The sequence below is a fragment of the Bacillus sp. FSL R5-0434 genome, assembly GCF_038004745.1.
GTDB classification, from domain to species: domain Bacteria; phylum Bacillota; class Bacilli; order Bacillales; family Bacillaceae; genus Bacillus; species Bacillus halotolerans.
In genome coordinates, this window is the sequence record NZ_JBBORV010000001.1 from 1,257,677 (window position 1) to 1,271,816 (window position 14,140).

The 14,140-nt window shown below is 40.5% G+C and carries 20 protein-coding genes; 10 read left to right on the plus strand and 10 right to left on the minus strand.

What is annotated here, in order from left to right; all coding sequences use genetic code 11:
• The first annotated feature begins 103 nt into the window (after nucleotides 1–103).
• The 4 genes from csn (at nucleotide 104) to NYE43_RS06515 (ending at nucleotide 2,783) form a co-directional block, all read left to right on the plus strand.
• Complete coding sequence (gene csn / locus NYE43_RS06500) at nucleotides 104–940, plus strand: chitosanase (protein WP_095713539.1); 837 nt, start codon at nucleotides 104–106, stop codon at nucleotides 938–940.
• A 497-nt stretch (nucleotides 941–1,437) separates the two neighbouring features.
• Entirely contained in the window at nucleotides 1,438–1,560 is a 123-nt protein-coding gene (locus NYE43_RS06505; protein ID WP_095713538.1) for a biofilm-forming protein, read from the plus strand.
• An 89-nt stretch (nucleotides 1,561–1,649) separates the two neighbouring features.
• Nucleotides 1,650–1,937, plus strand: coding sequence for a YozQ family protein (locus NYE43_RS06510; RefSeq protein ID WP_101860788.1), 288 nt, complete (start codon nucleotides 1,650–1,652; stop codon nucleotides 1,935–1,937).
• Between the two features lie 432 nt (nucleotides 1,938–2,369).
• Nucleotides 2,370–2,783, plus strand: a complete 414-nt coding sequence (locus NYE43_RS06515; RefSeq protein WP_024121003.1) for a YjdF family protein — start codon at nucleotides 2,370–2,372, stop codon at nucleotides 2,781–2,783.
• 51 nt (nucleotides 2,784–2,834) lie between these two features.
• On the opposite strand, the gene NYE43_RS06520 is transcribed toward NYE43_RS06515, so the two are convergent.
• Nucleotides 2,835–3,341, minus strand: a complete 507-nt coding sequence (locus tag NYE43_RS06520) for a GNAT family N-acetyltransferase (protein WP_024121004.1) — start codon at nucleotides 3,339–3,341, stop codon at nucleotides 2,835–2,837.
• 312 nt (nucleotides 3,342–3,653) lie between these two features.
• Nucleotides 3,654–4,520, minus strand: a complete 867-nt coding sequence (locus tag NYE43_RS06525) for a LysR family transcriptional regulator (protein WP_185848066.1) — start codon at nucleotides 4,518–4,520, stop codon at nucleotides 3,654–3,656.
• Nucleotides 4,521–4,648: 128 nt separating this feature from the next.
• Here NYE43_RS06525 and NYE43_RS06530 point away from each other — a divergent pair, with 128 nt between their 5' ends.
• The 3 genes from NYE43_RS06530 to NYE43_RS06540 all read left to right on the plus strand — a co-directional run bounded on the left by NYE43_RS06530 (nucleotide 4,649) and on the right by NYE43_RS06540 (nucleotide 6,675).
• On the plus strand, nucleotides 4,649–5,620 hold the full coding sequence (locus NYE43_RS06530) for a DMT family transporter (protein WP_341061335.1): 972 nt from the start codon (nucleotides 4,649–4,651) through the stop codon (nucleotides 5,618–5,620).
• A 17-nt stretch (nucleotides 5,621–5,637) separates the two neighbouring features.
• Nucleotides 5,638–5,781 carry a YrzO family protein gene (locus tag NYE43_RS06535; protein ID WP_024121008.1) on the plus strand — a complete coding sequence of 48 codons (144 nt, stop codon included), beginning with the start codon at nucleotides 5,638–5,640 and terminating at the stop codon, nucleotides 5,779–5,781.
• A 126-nt stretch (nucleotides 5,782–5,907) separates the two neighbouring features.
• Nucleotides 5,908–6,675 (plus strand): MerR family transcriptional regulator, encoded by a 768-nt coding sequence (locus NYE43_RS06540; protein ID WP_095713534.1) that lies wholly within the window; start codon nucleotides 5,908–5,910, stop codon nucleotides 6,673–6,675.
• 182 nt (nucleotides 6,676–6,857) lie between these two features.
• Here the strand turns inward: NYE43_RS06540 and NYE43_RS06545 are convergent, their stop codons facing one another.
• The gene (locus NYE43_RS06545) at nucleotides 6,858–7,052 is read right to left on the minus strand and encodes a DUF4177 domain-containing protein (RefSeq protein WP_024121010.1); all 195 of its coding nucleotides are present in this window, start codon (nucleotides 7,050–7,052) and stop codon (nucleotides 6,858–6,860) included.
• A 326-nt stretch (nucleotides 7,053–7,378) separates the two neighbouring features.
• Entirely contained in the window at nucleotides 7,379–7,687 is a 309-nt protein-coding gene (locus NYE43_RS06550; RefSeq protein WP_101860785.1) for a YjdJ family protein, read from the minus strand.
• A gap of 349 nt (nucleotides 7,688–8,036) precedes the next feature.
• On the opposite strand from NYE43_RS06550, the gene NYE43_RS06555 reads away from it, so the two are divergent.
• Nucleotides 8,037–8,159: a hypothetical protein gene (locus NYE43_RS06555; RefSeq protein ID WP_257963045.1), complete on the plus strand. Its 123-nt coding sequence runs from the start codon at nucleotides 8,037–8,039 to the stop codon at nucleotides 8,157–8,159.
• A 26-nt stretch (nucleotides 8,160–8,185) separates the two neighbouring features.
• Here NYE43_RS06555 and cyoE read toward each other — a convergent pair whose 3' ends face one another.
• The gene (gene cyoE, locus NYE43_RS06560; protein WP_101860924.1) at nucleotides 8,186–9,172 is read right to left on the minus strand and encodes a heme o synthase; all 987 of its coding nucleotides are present in this window, start codon (nucleotides 9,170–9,172) and stop codon (nucleotides 8,186–8,188) included.
• Between the two features lie 125 nt (nucleotides 9,173–9,297).
• Nucleotides 9,298–9,534 carry a hypothetical protein gene (locus NYE43_RS06565; RefSeq protein WP_024121014.1) on the minus strand — a complete coding sequence of 79 codons (237 nt, stop codon included), beginning with the start codon at nucleotides 9,532–9,534 and terminating at the stop codon, nucleotides 9,298–9,300.
• 276 nt (nucleotides 9,535–9,810) lie between these two features.
• Between NYE43_RS06565 and NYE43_RS06570 the strand changes: the two genes are divergently transcribed.
• Complete coding sequence (locus NYE43_RS06570; RefSeq protein WP_341061336.1) at nucleotides 9,811–11,211, plus strand: polysaccharide deacetylase family protein; 1,401 nt, start codon at nucleotides 9,811–9,813, stop codon at nucleotides 11,209–11,211.
• A 50-nt stretch (nucleotides 11,212–11,261) separates the two neighbouring features.
• Here the strand turns inward: NYE43_RS06570 and NYE43_RS06575 are convergent, their stop codons facing one another.
• Together NYE43_RS06575 and NYE43_RS06580 are read right to left on the minus strand one after the other, a co-directional pair.
• The gene (locus tag NYE43_RS06575) at nucleotides 11,262–11,735 is read right to left on the minus strand and encodes a YjfA family protein (protein ID WP_059336143.1); all 474 of its coding nucleotides are present in this window, start codon (nucleotides 11,733–11,735) and stop codon (nucleotides 11,262–11,264) included.
• A gap of 127 nt (nucleotides 11,736–11,862) precedes the next feature.
• Nucleotides 11,863–12,030, minus strand: coding sequence for a YjfB family protein (locus NYE43_RS06580; protein WP_101860783.1), 168 nt, complete (start codon nucleotides 12,028–12,030; stop codon nucleotides 11,863–11,865).
• Nucleotides 12,031–12,155: 125 nt separating this feature from the next.
• Between NYE43_RS06580 and NYE43_RS06585 the strand changes: the two genes are divergently transcribed.
• A complete protein-coding gene (locus NYE43_RS06585; RefSeq protein WP_095713529.1) occupies nucleotides 12,156–13,055 on the plus strand; it encodes a DUF2268 domain-containing protein in 900 nt (299 codons plus the stop codon).
• A 14-nt stretch (nucleotides 13,056–13,069) separates the two neighbouring features.
• Here NYE43_RS06585 and NYE43_RS06590 read toward each other — a convergent pair whose 3' ends face one another.
• Complete coding sequence (locus tag NYE43_RS06590) at nucleotides 13,070–13,462, minus strand: ribosomal maturation YjgA family protein (protein WP_185848064.1); 393 nt, start codon at nucleotides 13,460–13,462, stop codon at nucleotides 13,070–13,072.
• A 101-nt stretch (nucleotides 13,463–13,563) separates the two neighbouring features.
• Nucleotides 13,564–14,130 (minus strand): YjgB family protein, encoded by a 567-nt coding sequence (locus NYE43_RS06595; protein WP_101860781.1) that lies wholly within the window; start codon nucleotides 14,128–14,130, stop codon nucleotides 13,564–13,566.
• Nucleotides 14,131–14,140: the final 10 nt, after the last annotated feature.

Sequence of the window (14,140 nt, forward strand, 5' to 3'; positions counted from 1 at the left end):
ATTAAGATTCAAAAAATTGACAAATCGATGTATTTTCAACAAAAGGTCAGCCCCTTCATGTATACTGAGTCCGTAATTACAATATGTAGAAAGGGGTAATAGAATGAAAATCAGTTTGGAGAAAAAAGCAGGTTTCTGGAAGAAGGCAGCGATTTCATCATTTATTTTCACCATGTTTTTTACCCTGATGATGAGTGATACGGTTTTTGCGGCCGGACTGAACAAGGATCAAAAGCGCCGGGCGGAACAGCTGACCAGTATCTTTGAAAACGGCACGACGGAAATCCAATACGGATATGTGGAACCCTTGGGTGATGGAAGAGGCTATACATGCGGACGGGCAGGCTTTACAACGGCTACCGGGGATGCATTGGAAGTAGTTGAAGTATACACAAAGGCAGTACCGAATAACAAACTGAAAAAGTATCTTCCTGAATTGCGCCGTCTGGCCGAAGAAGAAAGCGATGACATAAGCAACCTCAAGGGATTTGCTTCTGCCTGGCGTTCGCTTGGAAATGATAAAGATTTCCGTGCTGCCCAAGACAAGGTAAATGATCGCTTGTATTATCAGCCTGCCATGAAACGATCAGAGAATGCCGGATTGAAAACGGCATTGGCAAGAGCTGTGATGTACGATACAGTTATTCAGCATGGCGATGGTGATGACCCTGACTCTTTTTATGCCTTGATCAAACGCACGAACAAAAAGGCAGGCGGCTCACCTAAAGACGGAATAGATGAGAAGAAATGGTTAAATAAATTTCTGGACGTGCGTTATGACGACCTGATGAATCCAGCAGATCCGGACACCCGTGATGAGTGGAGAGAATCTGTTGCCCGTGTGGATGTGCTTCGCTCTATCGCCAAGTCGAACAACTACAATCTGAACGGACCGATCAATATCCATTCAGCAGAATACGGTGATTTCGTAATCAAATAAGCAGCGAGTGTAAAGAAACAGGCTGCACCTTTGCGTATAGACCCGCCGCCTTCATTAATATGGCGGGGTTTAAGGTATGAACCGATTGTGTAAATGTCATTACTATTACTTAGCCCTTCTCAGAGAGAAGGGCTTTTTTCAATCTAATCTGCTTTTCCGATTCAATGAAAAAAACCAGATTCACTAGCATGAATGTATCCGATCCAACGGCAGTCACATCAGCAATTAGGCTTAATACATAATTCTAGACTTGTTTTCATGCTGGCTGATCCTCTAAATAAAGAGTGTTTTTCTTACAGTAAAGGGAACAGTTTCTGTCATATTACATTCTTTAAACTTATTGTGTTGACTGAAAGATAAATTATGCTTTGGCAGATACAGAACTAATGACGAATGATTTTTTTGTTATTGGTCAAAAGGGGTGAATGAATGCCTGCTCAAAAGACAGAATAAGGGTGAAGCTGATATTCCAATGTTTTCAGAAAAGAGGTGAAAGCATGACTAAAAAAGGGATTCAAAATTCAAGTATTGAACAAATAAGAAATGATCATGAGACTGAAACAGCATTCAAGGCAGATGACCCTAAAAAACGTGGCACAGGTTCAAAGAGGACCAAATAAGTTTTGTTTCAATGGAAAGCCTAATATCAAGATAGGGCCAATTGTTTTTGGCCTGTCATATTGATTGATAAGGAATGGGAGTGGATGATGTGACTCAAAAAAATGGAGCAGACAGACCTGATGATTATAAAAGATTTTCGGAAATCGACAAGGATTTTGATTTTAATCAAAATGGCGATCCTAAGTCAGAGACATTAGGCAAGAACGAGCAAACCAATAACAAAGAAGAAGCAAACGAAAATATGGATGTTGCAGGAAGATATTTTGAACTGTCAGATTACAAAGGAACCACTCAATTGGAACAGGGTTTGGCTGAAACGCATGAACAAGTCAGTGATGACTATTTTGAGGGAACCATCGACCAAAACTTGGACTAATAATCAAGCGGAGCTGACTCGAATGAACTTGAGTTAGTTCCGTTTTTCGTACAAAGATGAAACTGGTTCGGCAGAGGCTGCTTTCATAAAGGGGCATGCAAATAATGGGATCCTCGCTTTTGCGAAACAAAAGGAAACCGTAGCTTGATATTCTATTGAAAGAAGAGAATGCAATTCTATTTAATTTTTTTCAGTCTTCTTTGGTTTCCTTGATTTTGAATAGAGAAAAAAGGTTCAAGCTGATGCATGACTTATTCTTGAAGTATGCACTCAATATCTTTTCTCTAAAGGGAAAAATTGATAAAATTTATGCGGAAGAATGAAAAAACACGATTCGGTTGGTAGTCCGAATGCATTTTTATCATGTCAGTAACCTTCCCCTCCTCGGGATGTCCGTCATTCTTTCATCATTTAAAAGAGGGGGGAATCGTTATGAAATTAACGATTTACTACAATGGTCAGTTTTGGGTAGGAGTTATTGAGGTTGTGAAAAACGGAAAACTAAAGGCCTCTCAGCATTTGTTTGGAAAAGAGCCGAAGGATTCTGAAGTATTCGATTTTGTTAATAGACAACTCTTAAAGACTCTGTCCCAGTCTGAGCAGGAAGGAGTTCGTGTAAAGGCCCAAGATCAGAAAAAGATAAATCCGAAAAGATTGCAACGTCAGGTTTCGAAGGAATTGAAACGTGCCGGAGCATCCTTAAAGGCACAGGATGCGATGAAACAAGAGTTGGAAGCGAAGAAGCAAAGGAAAAAACAAATAACGAAAGAACAAAGAGAAAAAATAAAAGAACAAAAGTATCTCATCAGAAAGCAAAAAGCTAAAAAAAAGCATAGAGGAAAATAACTTGAAAAAGCAGGCATAGAGCCTGCTTTCTTATAAGTGAAGAATATGTTTTTACACTTTAGCGTATCTCCAATGGATAAAGTCTTTTTCTTCACGGTCCAGTTTAAACCCTAACTTCTTCAAAATATGTTGTGATCCCATATTGCCATGATCACATCTTGCCGCAATACAGTTAACATTCTCTTCGCTTAATGCCCAGTTTATTAACTTTTGAGCAGCCTCAAAACAATAACCTTTACGGCGGTGACTTTTATTTGTTGCAAAACCGATTTCAACCATGCCATCCGTATCCGGGTCACCTAAAAACCCAGTTCCTCCGACAATTTCATAATCATCCTTCTTTAAAATGATCCATGAATCAAATCCTCTTGTTCCTTTATTTTTGATTAAAATCTCGCGGAAATAAGGAATTGCTTCAAAAAAATCGGAGTTTGGCCATTCCCCATTTGTTTTATAACCCAGGTCTATAATAGCCTGATGATCCAGTTTAGATGCAGCGTCTAGAAGGTTAACATCAATCGTTTTTAATAGTAACCGATCCGTTTCAAGGAGAACCATCTCTTTAGCCTCTCTTCTATTTGATATCCATACATGTGATTCTTTTTATATTCATTTACCATGAATCGAGAATTAATTGTCCTCTCTATAACAAGTTTGTCACAATGCATATTCATTATTTTCTCTCTCTATAACGTATCCGTAATATGTGCCGCACCAGAAAAATTCATGAACTTGATAACAGAAATAAACGGATGTTAAGGAGTAAAGGGGGAGCAGAGATGGTGCCTGCTCTTTATTATGAAAAGATATTTGCGGCTAACAGGAATATGCATAAGTTTGGCGGTGAGAACAAAGCAGTAGCAGACTTCCTTAAGACATACTCATACTTTGATGCTCACTAATCGTCTTCAGCAGGCTGCGCATCGAATTTGTCATGTAAGCGTCTTTGTGCCGAATAAAGATGGTTGAGATCATGCTATATTTCTCAGGCAGCGGGTGACAATAAACCTTACCTGCGGCTGAAAGATGTGTTATGGCAGATTCGGGTACGACTGTGATTCCAAGACCAAGTGCAACACTATTTAAAATGGTCTCTAGAATGTTAAACTCCAAAATTCTTTTTGGCAGTAAACCTTCATCTTTGAGCCAATGTTCCAGCCTGGAACGATATCCGCATCCTTGATTAGACACAAGGATCGGCGTCGTCATAAAATCCTCTATTTGAAACGTTTTATTTGCTGTTACTAGAGTGAGTTTTTCAGTATTGACATCATATTGTTCGAGAATGGAATGCTTAATTGGCCCTGATATAAAAGCCCCGTCTAATTCGTGGTTAGCTACCTTCTCAATAAGCTCCTCCGTTAAACCAGCCTGCAATGATAAATCAACGTTAGGATACTTTTTATAATAGGAGGCTAAGATGGGCGGCAGTATCCTCACTGTTTCCACTGTCCCGATTTTTAATATTCCCGACGGTATATCACTATCAAGAAAGACTTGTTTTAGCTCCTCAACATCTATCAAGATTTTGTTCACGTATTCAAGCATTTTTCGGCCCTCGGGATTTAATGTTACCCCTTTTTTATGCCGATTGAAAAGAGGTGTTTTGAGTTCGTTTTCTAATTGCTTAATACGTGCTGTTACATTGGATTGTACATAGCTTAATTCCTTTGCAGCGCCGGTAATACTTTTGTGATGAGCAACGCTTTGGAAAATTTGTAAGTCTCGCAGTTCCATTTAGTATCCCTCCTTCATTTAAAATATCATTATAAATGATGTTTTTCATCATTTTTATTCATTTTACATGATGTCACCCTTCTTTTTATAATTCTCATTGTCAATACAAGAAAAGGAGGGGAATGACAATGAAAAACGGTCAATTATTCATTGGTGTCCTCACATGTTTAGTAGCAAGTATGTCGTGGGGCGCAATGTTTCCAGTTGCAGATCATGCATTAGCATTTGTTGATCCATTTTATTTTTCATCTATTCGATACGGTGTTGTAGCAGTTATCTTAGTGATTTTATTATTGGTGAGGGAGGGGAAGAAATCATTTCGTCTAGAGGGTAAAGCAAAACTGCTCGTTTTTTTTGGTGTGATGGCGTTTACTGTATACAATGTTTTTATTTTTTGGGGCCAAAGATTGATGGGGGAGTCTGGAATCATGACTGCGTCTATTGCAGAGGCACTTATGCCAATCGTTTCTATTTTTATCCTGTGGGGATATAAACATGTGAAACCGAAAAAATATAAGATTATATCTATTATGATTGCTTTTTTTGGAGCCGCATTCGTTATTACCAAAGGCGATATGAGTTTCTTTTATACATTGAAAGATAATCTGTTTTCGTTAACCTTTATTTTAATGGGGGTTGTGGGATGGGTAATCTATACAATGGGGGGACAGCTATTTCAAGAATGGTCTACGCTGCGTTATTCAACATTGACGTGTTTATTCGGTACAGCTGTAACAGGTATTCTAACAGCTGTGCTCACCGCTCAAGGATACGTGTCCATACCTAGTATAAATGTGATTGCTGAAATTAAGTATGACTTAATATTTATGATTACTTTACCAGGTATCGTAGCTCTCCTTAGCTGGAACTATGGTGTTAAAATTTTATCACCCATTAACGGGATTTTATTTATTAACTTTGTTCCCATTACTACATTGTTAATCATGATGATACAAGGATCTAAAATAACCACTTTTGATGTAGCAGGAACACTGCTTGTCATGACAGCGCTTATTCTAAATAACATTTTTCAGCGTAAGGAAGATAAAAATGATAAGCAGTCTTTAGAAAGTGAACAAACACAGTTGACTATCTCTTAAACGTTGGAGGATGCTATATGCTTGAAGGTTTATTGTTTTTCATTTCGGCTGGCATTGTCTGTGAACTAGCAGCAATTAATCGGAATGGCCGCAAAAATATAAAACAGCAGGAGGAGTTCAATCAACTTTTAAAAGAACTTCTTAATAGAGACATCAAATAAGTTTCGGTATATGACATGTTGCAGATAAATCATCTCCTTGAAACATTCAAGGAGATTTTTTTAAAAAAAGCTTTGACATTCACGTTACGTCAAAGTGTACGGTTAATGTATAAGGAGGGAGAAGAAATGGAATATACCGTTCAGAAGTTAGCCAAATTAGCGGGAGTCAGCACAAGAACGCTTAGGTATTATGATGAGATTAACCTTTTACAGCCAGCACGGATTAATTCATCTGGATACCGAATTTATGGGGAAAAAGAAGTCAACCAATTACAGCACATTTTATTTTATCGAGAGTTAGGCTTCCAATTAGAGGAGATAAAAAAATTAATCTTTTCCCCATCTTTTAATCGTCATAAAGCATTAAAGGATCATCATGCAGAGCTTCTAGAAGAAAGAGCCCGGATTGATAGCCTTATACAAAATGTAGAGAAAACAATTCATGCAGAGGAGAGAAACGAAAAAATGAGAGATGAAGAGAAATTTAAAGGATTTAAAAAAGAGCTTGTGGAAGAAAACGAGCGGAAATACGGAGCGGAAATACGCCAAAAGTATGGAGAAGAAGCGGTGGAAGAAACTAACCAAGAAGTGTTGAATATGACAAAGGAGCAATATGAAGAGCTGACCGCTACAGAAAAAGAAATGTTTGAAAAACTTAAAAAAGCATTTGAAGAAGGAGATCCAAAAAGTGAAGATGCCTTGAAAGCGGCGGAATTGCACAAAAAATGGCTTCTTTATCATTGGAGCGACTACAGCAAAGAAGCTCATGCAGGTCTAGGGGAGATGTATGTATCAGATGAGCGCTTTAAGCGATATTACGATCAACATGGTGAGGGATTAGCTGAATTTCTAAGACAGGTGATCTATGTGTATACTGGGAAAGTAAATGATTAAGCATCGAACTGATGCATGGACTTTATCGAGCGAGAACGAAAGCGAAGTTTGAAGCACGATTGAAAAAACTAGAGTCTTTCTTTGTCATGAAGGGTCAAAAAAGCTTACTAATTGTAAGCTTTTTATGATTTGTCATTTATAAATGTAAGTTACTCAATGGTAAGAATGCTTAGCCATAAAGACTAAGCATCTTCCACATCTCTTTCAAATATCATTTCAAAATAAGCAGCTGCTCCATACCCGTCTATACTAGGGGCGAAAATCTGAATAAACTTCCATCCTCTTTGAGCATAGTCACGAATGATTTGTTGGTAGTCTTCTTTGGGTCTTCTTCTCATGGTACTAAGTTCGACTCTAACGAATTCATACTCTTTCATCATGTGATACCTCCTGTAAGGTTATACGAAAGAGCGAGAGAAAAGTTCCGAAAGATGGAAAAACAAAAGGTGAAACCGAAAATAACCAATGAGGCAAGAACATTCAAGTTCGGATCATATAAACGCAGTTCTGATTGACCATACGAATATAGAGAAGATGTAAATCGTGCACCTAATCGTGGAATGCTTAGAAATCAAGTACGCGGAGCGAGATACGCCTTGCCATATCCTTTAGATGAACTGGCGATTAAAGAAAAAAGAGGGGGAGGATCATAACGGTGCTCCTTTTATGGTATTTCAATGGGGCATGGGAAATGACATATTCTTTACCGAGCCGTGTGGCAATCGCGAATCAGCAAAAAAAGTGATAATAACACATATAAAAACGAACAGATCATCAGTATACTTATGACCGGATAGTGTTTCGCAGAGTATATGAAAAAATCCAGCTGTGAAATTTGTTTGGGGCTGGTGATGGTGTCAATGCCGTTAAGGAGCTTTGAAAATTTGGCTGTGTAATTCCAATCGAATTGATCTGAAACAAGCTCGCTTCCTTGATACCAATTGACAGCGGCTAAAAACAGAAAAGCCATGAATGAAAATCCAAGCTGAACAACTAAAACAATCCCTTTCATCGTACGCCTCCAAATCAATGAACATGAGAAAAGCAGATCATATATAACCATAATGTAGGTGGTTGGACAATTTTTTCTTTATTCCGGATTGGGATAGCTGACAATGGAAAGGATCTCAATCTGTAATATTTCATATCTTAGAATGGAGAGCCAGTATGTATTTCATTGGAGCTTTAGTTCAGACTGGGCTGGTATTTTTTTGCTCTTTCGGCTTTTGCCGCTCTCAGCTATGTGTTATTTTGGATATTGGTGATCATATCCAGAAAGTGTGGTGTCCATGAACAAAGAAATCCTAAAATACATACTCACTATTTTTTCAATATGTGCAGCCCTCCAGGAAACCGATGATATGAGTATTGCCCATAGCTGGATTTTGACTGAAATCGTACGATTTTTGATTTGCGCGGCTGTGTTTATTATCCTGACATTTCTATTAGAGACTGTTTTCACAAACAAAAAAGAGTCACATTAATGTGTGGCTCTTTTTGCATAAAATCATCAGATTAATAACATTACAAATGAATCAATCATCATGACAAAAAACAGCAAGCAAAAATAAATGAGTGAGTAGACAAACATATCCTTTGCCCACTTTACGTCATCGTCTGTTTTGAATCCTTGCATGCTTTTTTTGATCCATATACCTCCGAGAACCAAGGCAGTTAAAAAATAAAATGGGCTTATATGGCCGGTGCCGAGAGAAAAAGGAAATAATAGCGTAACCGGCACCAGGACTGCAATATATTGAATCATTTTTACTTTCGTTACATGATTTCCTTTTACAACAGGCAAGAGCGGGACACCAGCCGCCCGATATTCCTCTTTGCGTCTTATCCCAATAGCCCAAAAATGCGGGGGCTGCCACAGAAACATAATGGCATATAACATGACGGCGGTTACACTGATTTCTCCTGTGATGGCACAATAACCCATCAGTGGCGGAGCAGCTCCCGGAAAGCTTCCGACAAACGTGCTCCATACCGAGGCCCGTTTCACCCATACTGTATAGATGATGGCATAAAAAATAAAGGCGGCCAGTCCGAGAATTGCAGTTAAAGGGTTGAGGGAATACAGCATGGCAAGACCTGCTATTCCTAAAACAGAGCCATACGTTAAGATCAAAGCAGGCGGCATTTTTCCTGTGACTGAGGCCCTGCTGCGGGTGCGCTCCATTTTTGCATCCATATGCCGATCAAAATAGTTGTTGTAGACAGTGCCGGAGGCCATGACGAACGCGGTTCCAAGCATTGCCGTTATCATTGTCATAAAAAAAGCGAGTCCTGTTAATGGTTTTTCTGAGCCCACAAATGCGATCCAAAATCCGCCGAAGGCTGCTATCGAGTTTGATACGATAATGCCGGGTTTTGCAAGCTTTATAAAATCGTAAACGGATACCCGGTTCGAGGCTTTTATGTATTTTGTTTCAGAAATCGGAGCAGAAACTCTTGAATTCTCCAAAAATAGACGCCTCCCCCAAAACTGCATGCTTTTGTTATCGTACCAAGAGGCCATCCAGATCACAATTATTTCCTGTATTTGTCATGATATTGTCAATTTTTATACAAAAAAAGGGGAGCTGGACTGCCCCCATTCTCGGTAAACACCGCCTGCTATCTGTTGTATCCTCCATATCCGCCGCCGTATCCGCCGCCGTATCCGTACCAAGGGTAGTAAGGAGGGCGCGGGTAGTAGTAAGGCGGACGCGGATAAAACGGATAAAACGGTCTTGGATAATAATAAGGCGGATAAAATGGCGGTCTAGGGCGCGGACGCGGGTAGTAATATGGCTGTCTTTCATCAAAAGGTGAAACTTGCTCAAACTGATCGTAATTAACAGGAAATTCCAAGAGGGTTACCTCCCTAGCATTTTTTATTCTGTTTACCTTATTCCTGATATGAGAAATGGGTGTATGTCCATCGACCAAATTGTTTTTTTTTATTGAGTAAATCCTCAGAAAGGGATTGACAAGAACTTCTAAATCTCCTATTATTACAAAAGTGAAATAAATGTTACTTTAATGTTACAAAAATATTTCTAATTGAGTACGAATGAGCATAAAGAACATCATCTGAATCTTTTGATGGGATATAAATCGAAGTGATTACGAAAGAAGGAGTTTGTGTTGTTGGCGAGAAGAATCAAATGGTTTCAAGTATTATTAGCAGTTGTTTGTGCGGCAGGGCTTATTGGCTTTTGCCATAATACATCAAAAAAAGAAACGGTCATGAATCAAGTGAAAACCGATTCTCAGTATGGAGATGTGGAGATCGCAACGCTTGTGAATGACGGGAAAACCTTCAATTACGCGGTCAACTACCCTGTTTTTAAAAATAAAAAAATGGATGCGGCATTAAAGAGTTTCGCAGAGAAAGAGGTTCGCCAATTTCAGAAGGAAACGAAAGATGCTGACCAGGAGCATACAAAAAAGCGCAATGAACTCAACATCGATTATGAAATTGTTCATTATGCCAAGCAGACAGCGGCAGTGGTCTTTAATGAATATAAATACATAGGCGGCGCGCATGGACAAACCGTAAAAAAAACATTTAACTTTGATTTTAGCAAGGAAGCCTTTCTTTCTATTGATGATATTTTCATAAAGGACTCTGATTATTTACAAAAGCTTTCGCTGATCGCTTATCATGAGCTTAAAAAGAATAAGGACATTGCAGCGGACGACGAATTGTTAAAAGAAGGAACTGCACCGGCAAAAGAAAATTTCAGCCGTTTTGCCGTCAAGGAAGATTATATCGAGTTTTATTTTGATACATATCAAGTCGCTGCGGGCTATCTTGGAGAGCAGTCGATTGCGATTAAGAAAAATCTTTTAAAAGATATATTGAAAGAACAATATATTGATAAAGCGAAAAACAAAAATAAAATCAAAGAACAAAAACCGAAGCACGAAGTCATTTCATTACCTAAAGAAGAAACAGTTGATCCGAATAAAAAAGTCATTGCGCTTACTTTCGACGACGGCCCGAATCCTGCGACAACAAATCAGATTCTGGACTCCTTGAAGAAATATGAAGGGCATGCAACGTTTTTTGTGCTGGGCAGCAGGGTTCAATATTATCCGGAAACGTTAAAAAGAATGCTGAAAGAAGGAAATGAAGTGGGGAACCACTCATGGAGCCATCCGCTTCTCACAAGGCTTTCAGTGAAAGAGGCTGTAAAGCAGATCAATGACACGCAGGACATGATTGAAAAAATAAGCGGGTATCGTCCGACGCTTGTGCGTCCTCCATATGGCGGCATTAATGATGAACTGCGCAGCAAGCTGAAAATGGATGTCGCGTTATGGGACATTGATCCGGAAGATTGGAAAGACCGAAATAAAAATACAATTGTCAACCGAGTCATGAGCCACGCGGCTGACGGAAAGACGATTTTAATTCACGACATTTACGGCACTTCTGCTGATGCGGCCGATGAGATTATCAAAAGACTGACCGATCAAGGCTATCAATTGGTGACGGTCACTCAGCTTAAAGAGGTAAAAAAACAAAGGGAAGCTAAATAAATGTGGAAAGGCTGTCGCGGGAAATGCCCGTTGGACAGCCTTTTTTCTTTTTAATAAGAGCCTGTGGTTGCCCATACATTCAGGTTGGGGCCTGAATATTTACCGAAAGCGTAGGAGGTTCTCGGGTCTAAGTCATAGACCATAGGCGTATAACAAGATTTTTGGCCTGCCACCGCTTTGCCATTGCCGCCTGCAGAGTCACAGTTATATCTCTTTTTGTCTGTGTTCCGGGTTATTTCCGCGTTTGCTTCATAGCCTGTTGTCAAGGTGTTGTTCATCGTTATTTTTGCCCATGCCGTTTTGCATGTACTGCTGAACTTGAGCTCGACGACTCCGATGACTTGATTGTTTGCGTTCACTAAGTTAGAAGATTTTTTTGTGGCGGCGCTGGACGCACAATCATTGTAATAAGGGCTTTTTCCATCGTAGGCATGTGTTTCCGCATGAGCGGGTGCTCCCTTGATGGCAAAAATAAATACGAATGCGAACAACACCAAAGACACCTTTTTAACCATTCTTTTCATCTCTTCCTGACCTCCTTAAAATGACAAACAATAAATCATACGGAGGAAAGGCCAAAACATGCATGCTTTTTTGTGAAAGATAAAGGCGGCCGGGAGGATGGAGTTCTTGGCCGCCTGGGGTGTGGAGCTAAGCTTTCAGGTCAATTTTATGTCCGAGTGTCGGATGCTGAATCAGCTTAAGGGTTTGGTCAGCATTTTGCTGGGCAGTGTCCAGCATCTTTTTCGTTAAAGCGATATTAACATTTTGCGCCAGATTTGCTTGATGCATGGCAACTGATAATGCAGGAATATCCATTGCTACACCTCCTATGCCTTACCTATCGGCGGCCGGCTTTGATTTTATAGGGCAGAAAGGCTTAATTTTTTCTGTTGACCTTTACGCTGCGGCATACCGTATATTTTTCGTGAGGAGGGATTAGGATGAATATCGTAATAGAACAGACCTTTCAGCAATATGAAAAGCTGTTTTCGATGGAAGAACACGAAAGAGAGGACGAGTTTCGGTATACGATGATGGGACCGTTTGAAAAAATGTGGAGCGCCATACAGGTTCCCCTAAAAGCGAAGACACCAAATGGATATGATGTGATCATGGCTGTAAAGATGCTTGGTTATTTGGATGTGTGTAATGCTGAAACCGGACAGACAGCATTAAGAAAACTGCAGCAATTGCATATTGCCGAGACTGCTGAATCTGCGCTGCAGCAGTGTATACATTTTGCCGAGCGTGAAAAGCTGCGAGTAAATGCGGAAGAAATGAGGTTCGGGCTTTACATTGCTGATCCAAGCAAGCTGAAGCTGCAAAAAGGGTATTGCGGGTTTGGGGGAATTCCAGGCTTTATTCACGTTTGGATGTATCCGAACAGCTATAACCTTCTTAGGATTTCATCGATGATTGCCCATGAATTTCACCATAATCTGCGGTTTTCGTATTTTGATTTTCACCGAGGTTCTGTGTCAGTCGGGGATTATCTTGTCATTGAAGGGCTGGCTGAGTCATTTGCGCGGGAGCTCTTTGGCGAAGAACAATTAGGTCCTTGGGTTACTCGCTTTGATCGGGACGATTTGCAATATTCCATTGAAGTCATAAAAGAGGTGATTGATGTAAAAGGCTTTTCGGAGGTGAGCCGTTACATGTTTGGAGATCAAATAGCGAAAGCGCAAGGCTTTGAGCCGGCGGGATTATCTGCTTTTGCCGGATATGCGGTTGGATATCACGCTGTTCAGTCTTTTATGAATAAACACCGGGTCGATATAAAGGAGGCCACACTCTTGGATACAGAGACGATTCTGTCTCAGTGCGGGCTGTTCTCGACATAAGAAAAAGCGTCACGTCAGCGGCGCTTTTTGATGTTTTGATGGATCAGCTCTATGAGTGTGCAGGTGACAATTCCCATCGTATAAGCTATGATATCGCTCCATAAAAATCCGTACCCCAGCACGAGGCCGCCGAGCGAAGTGCCCCTGGTCCGGTCGATCCACTCAGCATGGTACAGCTGGCTGCATTCGATAATAACGCAAAATGAAAGGCTGATAATGCCTGTTGTGATGGTTTTCATCGTATGAAACAGAAAGCCGCAGCCCGTAAAAATCATTGCGGCCCACAGTGCATCTCCGAGATAGGCATTGACGATATCCGGGAGAAAACAGGAGAACGCTCTTGACCCCAGTCCCAACCCAATGATGAGGATTGTAAAGGCCGCATATATGAACCGGTTCCTTCTCATGAATGATTGATACCTCTTCCCGCATTTTCCCTCCCATGTATTGTAAGGAATCCATCCTCACTTTGTCCATAAAAAAAGCGGCTGAACAGCCGCAGGTACTTTTATCTTGCTCTTAGATTGACATGGTCGGCTGTCTGGTCTTTCCCAATGACGAAATGGAGCTCATAAGGGCCTGTATCATAGATATAGTCGATTTCATCCGTGAATGGGACGGTTAAAATTCGGTCGGCGGGGCCAATTTGACCGCTCAGCACATCCGGTGTAACCCCTCCAAGATTCAGACGGCGTTCTACTCCGGTTCCAAAGTAACGGATTTCTGAAATGGTCATGTCTTTGTTATAGGAAAAGCCGTAGCCGGGATTTCCCATATTCCAGCTGTATAGATCAAACATATTGTTTCCTCCAGCCGGTCTTTCCGGTTCTCCCATCTTGGCATGGACATCCCCTTTTGTGCTTTTGTTAATCGTAAGACCTTGTACCTGCTGCGGCATTTCACCTGTAAAAGCGGTGTTATAAAGATTTTTTACAAGCTCAGCGGATGATGAGGTTGTTTCTTCAGCAGGCGGATTTGCCTGAGCGGCAGCTTTTGCCGGAATTGCCGTCCCGAAGCCAAAAACAGTGCCTGACAGTGCTGCCGCCGCTGTTAATGCGGAAATGGTTTTCTTCATGGTTATCCCT

Excerpts from the sequence above, each read along its gene's own strand:
- cyoE (WP_101860924.1), bottom strand. The coding sequence starts at position 9,172 with ATGCAGTTTTGGGGGAGGCGTCTATTTTTGGAGAATTCAAGAGTTTCT.
- csn (WP_095713539.1), top strand. The coding sequence starts at position 104 with ATGAAAATCAGTTTGGAGAAAAAAGCAGGTTTCTGGAAGAAGGCAGCG.
- NYE43_RS06585 (WP_095713529.1), top strand. The coding sequence starts at position 12,156 with ATGAATATCGTAATAGAACAGACCTTTCAGCAATATGAAAAGCTGTTT.
- NYE43_RS06515 (WP_024121003.1), top strand. The coding sequence starts at position 2,370 with ATGAAATTAACGATTTACTACAATGGTCAGTTTTGGGTAGGAGTTATT.
- NYE43_RS06595 (WP_101860781.1), bottom strand. The coding sequence starts at position 14,130 with ATGAAGAAAACCATTTCCGCATTAACAGCGGCGGCAGCACTGTCAGGC.
- NYE43_RS06590 (WP_185848064.1), bottom strand. The coding sequence starts at position 13,462 with ATGAGAAGGAACCGGTTCATATATGCGGCCTTTACAATCCTCATCATT.
- NYE43_RS06535 (WP_024121008.1), top strand. The coding sequence starts at position 5,638 with ATGCTTGAAGGTTTATTGTTTTTCATTTCGGCTGGCATTGTCTGTGAA.
- NYE43_RS06520 (WP_024121004.1), bottom strand. The coding sequence starts at position 3,341 with ATGGTTCTCCTTGAAACGGATCGGTTACTATTAAAAACGATTGATGTT.
- NYE43_RS06580 (WP_101860783.1), bottom strand. The coding sequence starts at position 12,030 with ATGGATATTCCTGCATTATCAGTTGCCATGCATCAAGCAAATCTGGCG.
- NYE43_RS06530 (WP_341061335.1), top strand. The coding sequence starts at position 4,649 with ATGAAAAACGGTCAATTATTCATTGGTGTCCTCACATGTTTAGTAGCA.
- NYE43_RS06550 (WP_101860785.1), bottom strand. The coding sequence starts at position 7,687 with ATGAAAGGGATTGTTTTAGTTGTTCAGCTTGGATTTTCATTCATGGCT.
- NYE43_RS06540 (WP_095713534.1), top strand. The coding sequence starts at position 5,908 with ATGGAATATACCGTTCAGAAGTTAGCCAAATTAGCGGGAGTCAGCACA.
- NYE43_RS06525 (WP_185848066.1), bottom strand. The coding sequence starts at position 4,520 with ATGGAACTGCGAGACTTACAAATTTTCCAAAGCGTTGCTCATCACAAA.
- NYE43_RS06575 (WP_059336143.1), bottom strand. The coding sequence starts at position 11,735 with ATGAAAAGAATGGTTAAAAAGGTGTCTTTGGTGTTGTTCGCATTCGTA.
- NYE43_RS06505 (WP_095713538.1), top strand. The coding sequence starts at position 1,438 with ATGACTAAAAAAGGGATTCAAAATTCAAGTATTGAACAAATAAGAAAT.
- NYE43_RS06555 (WP_257963045.1), top strand. The coding sequence starts at position 8,037 with ATGAGTATTGCCCATAGCTGGATTTTGACTGAAATCGTACGATTTTTG.
- NYE43_RS06545 (WP_024121010.1), bottom strand. The coding sequence starts at position 7,052 with ATGAAAGAGTATGAATTCGTTAGAGTCGAACTTAGTACCATGAGAAGA.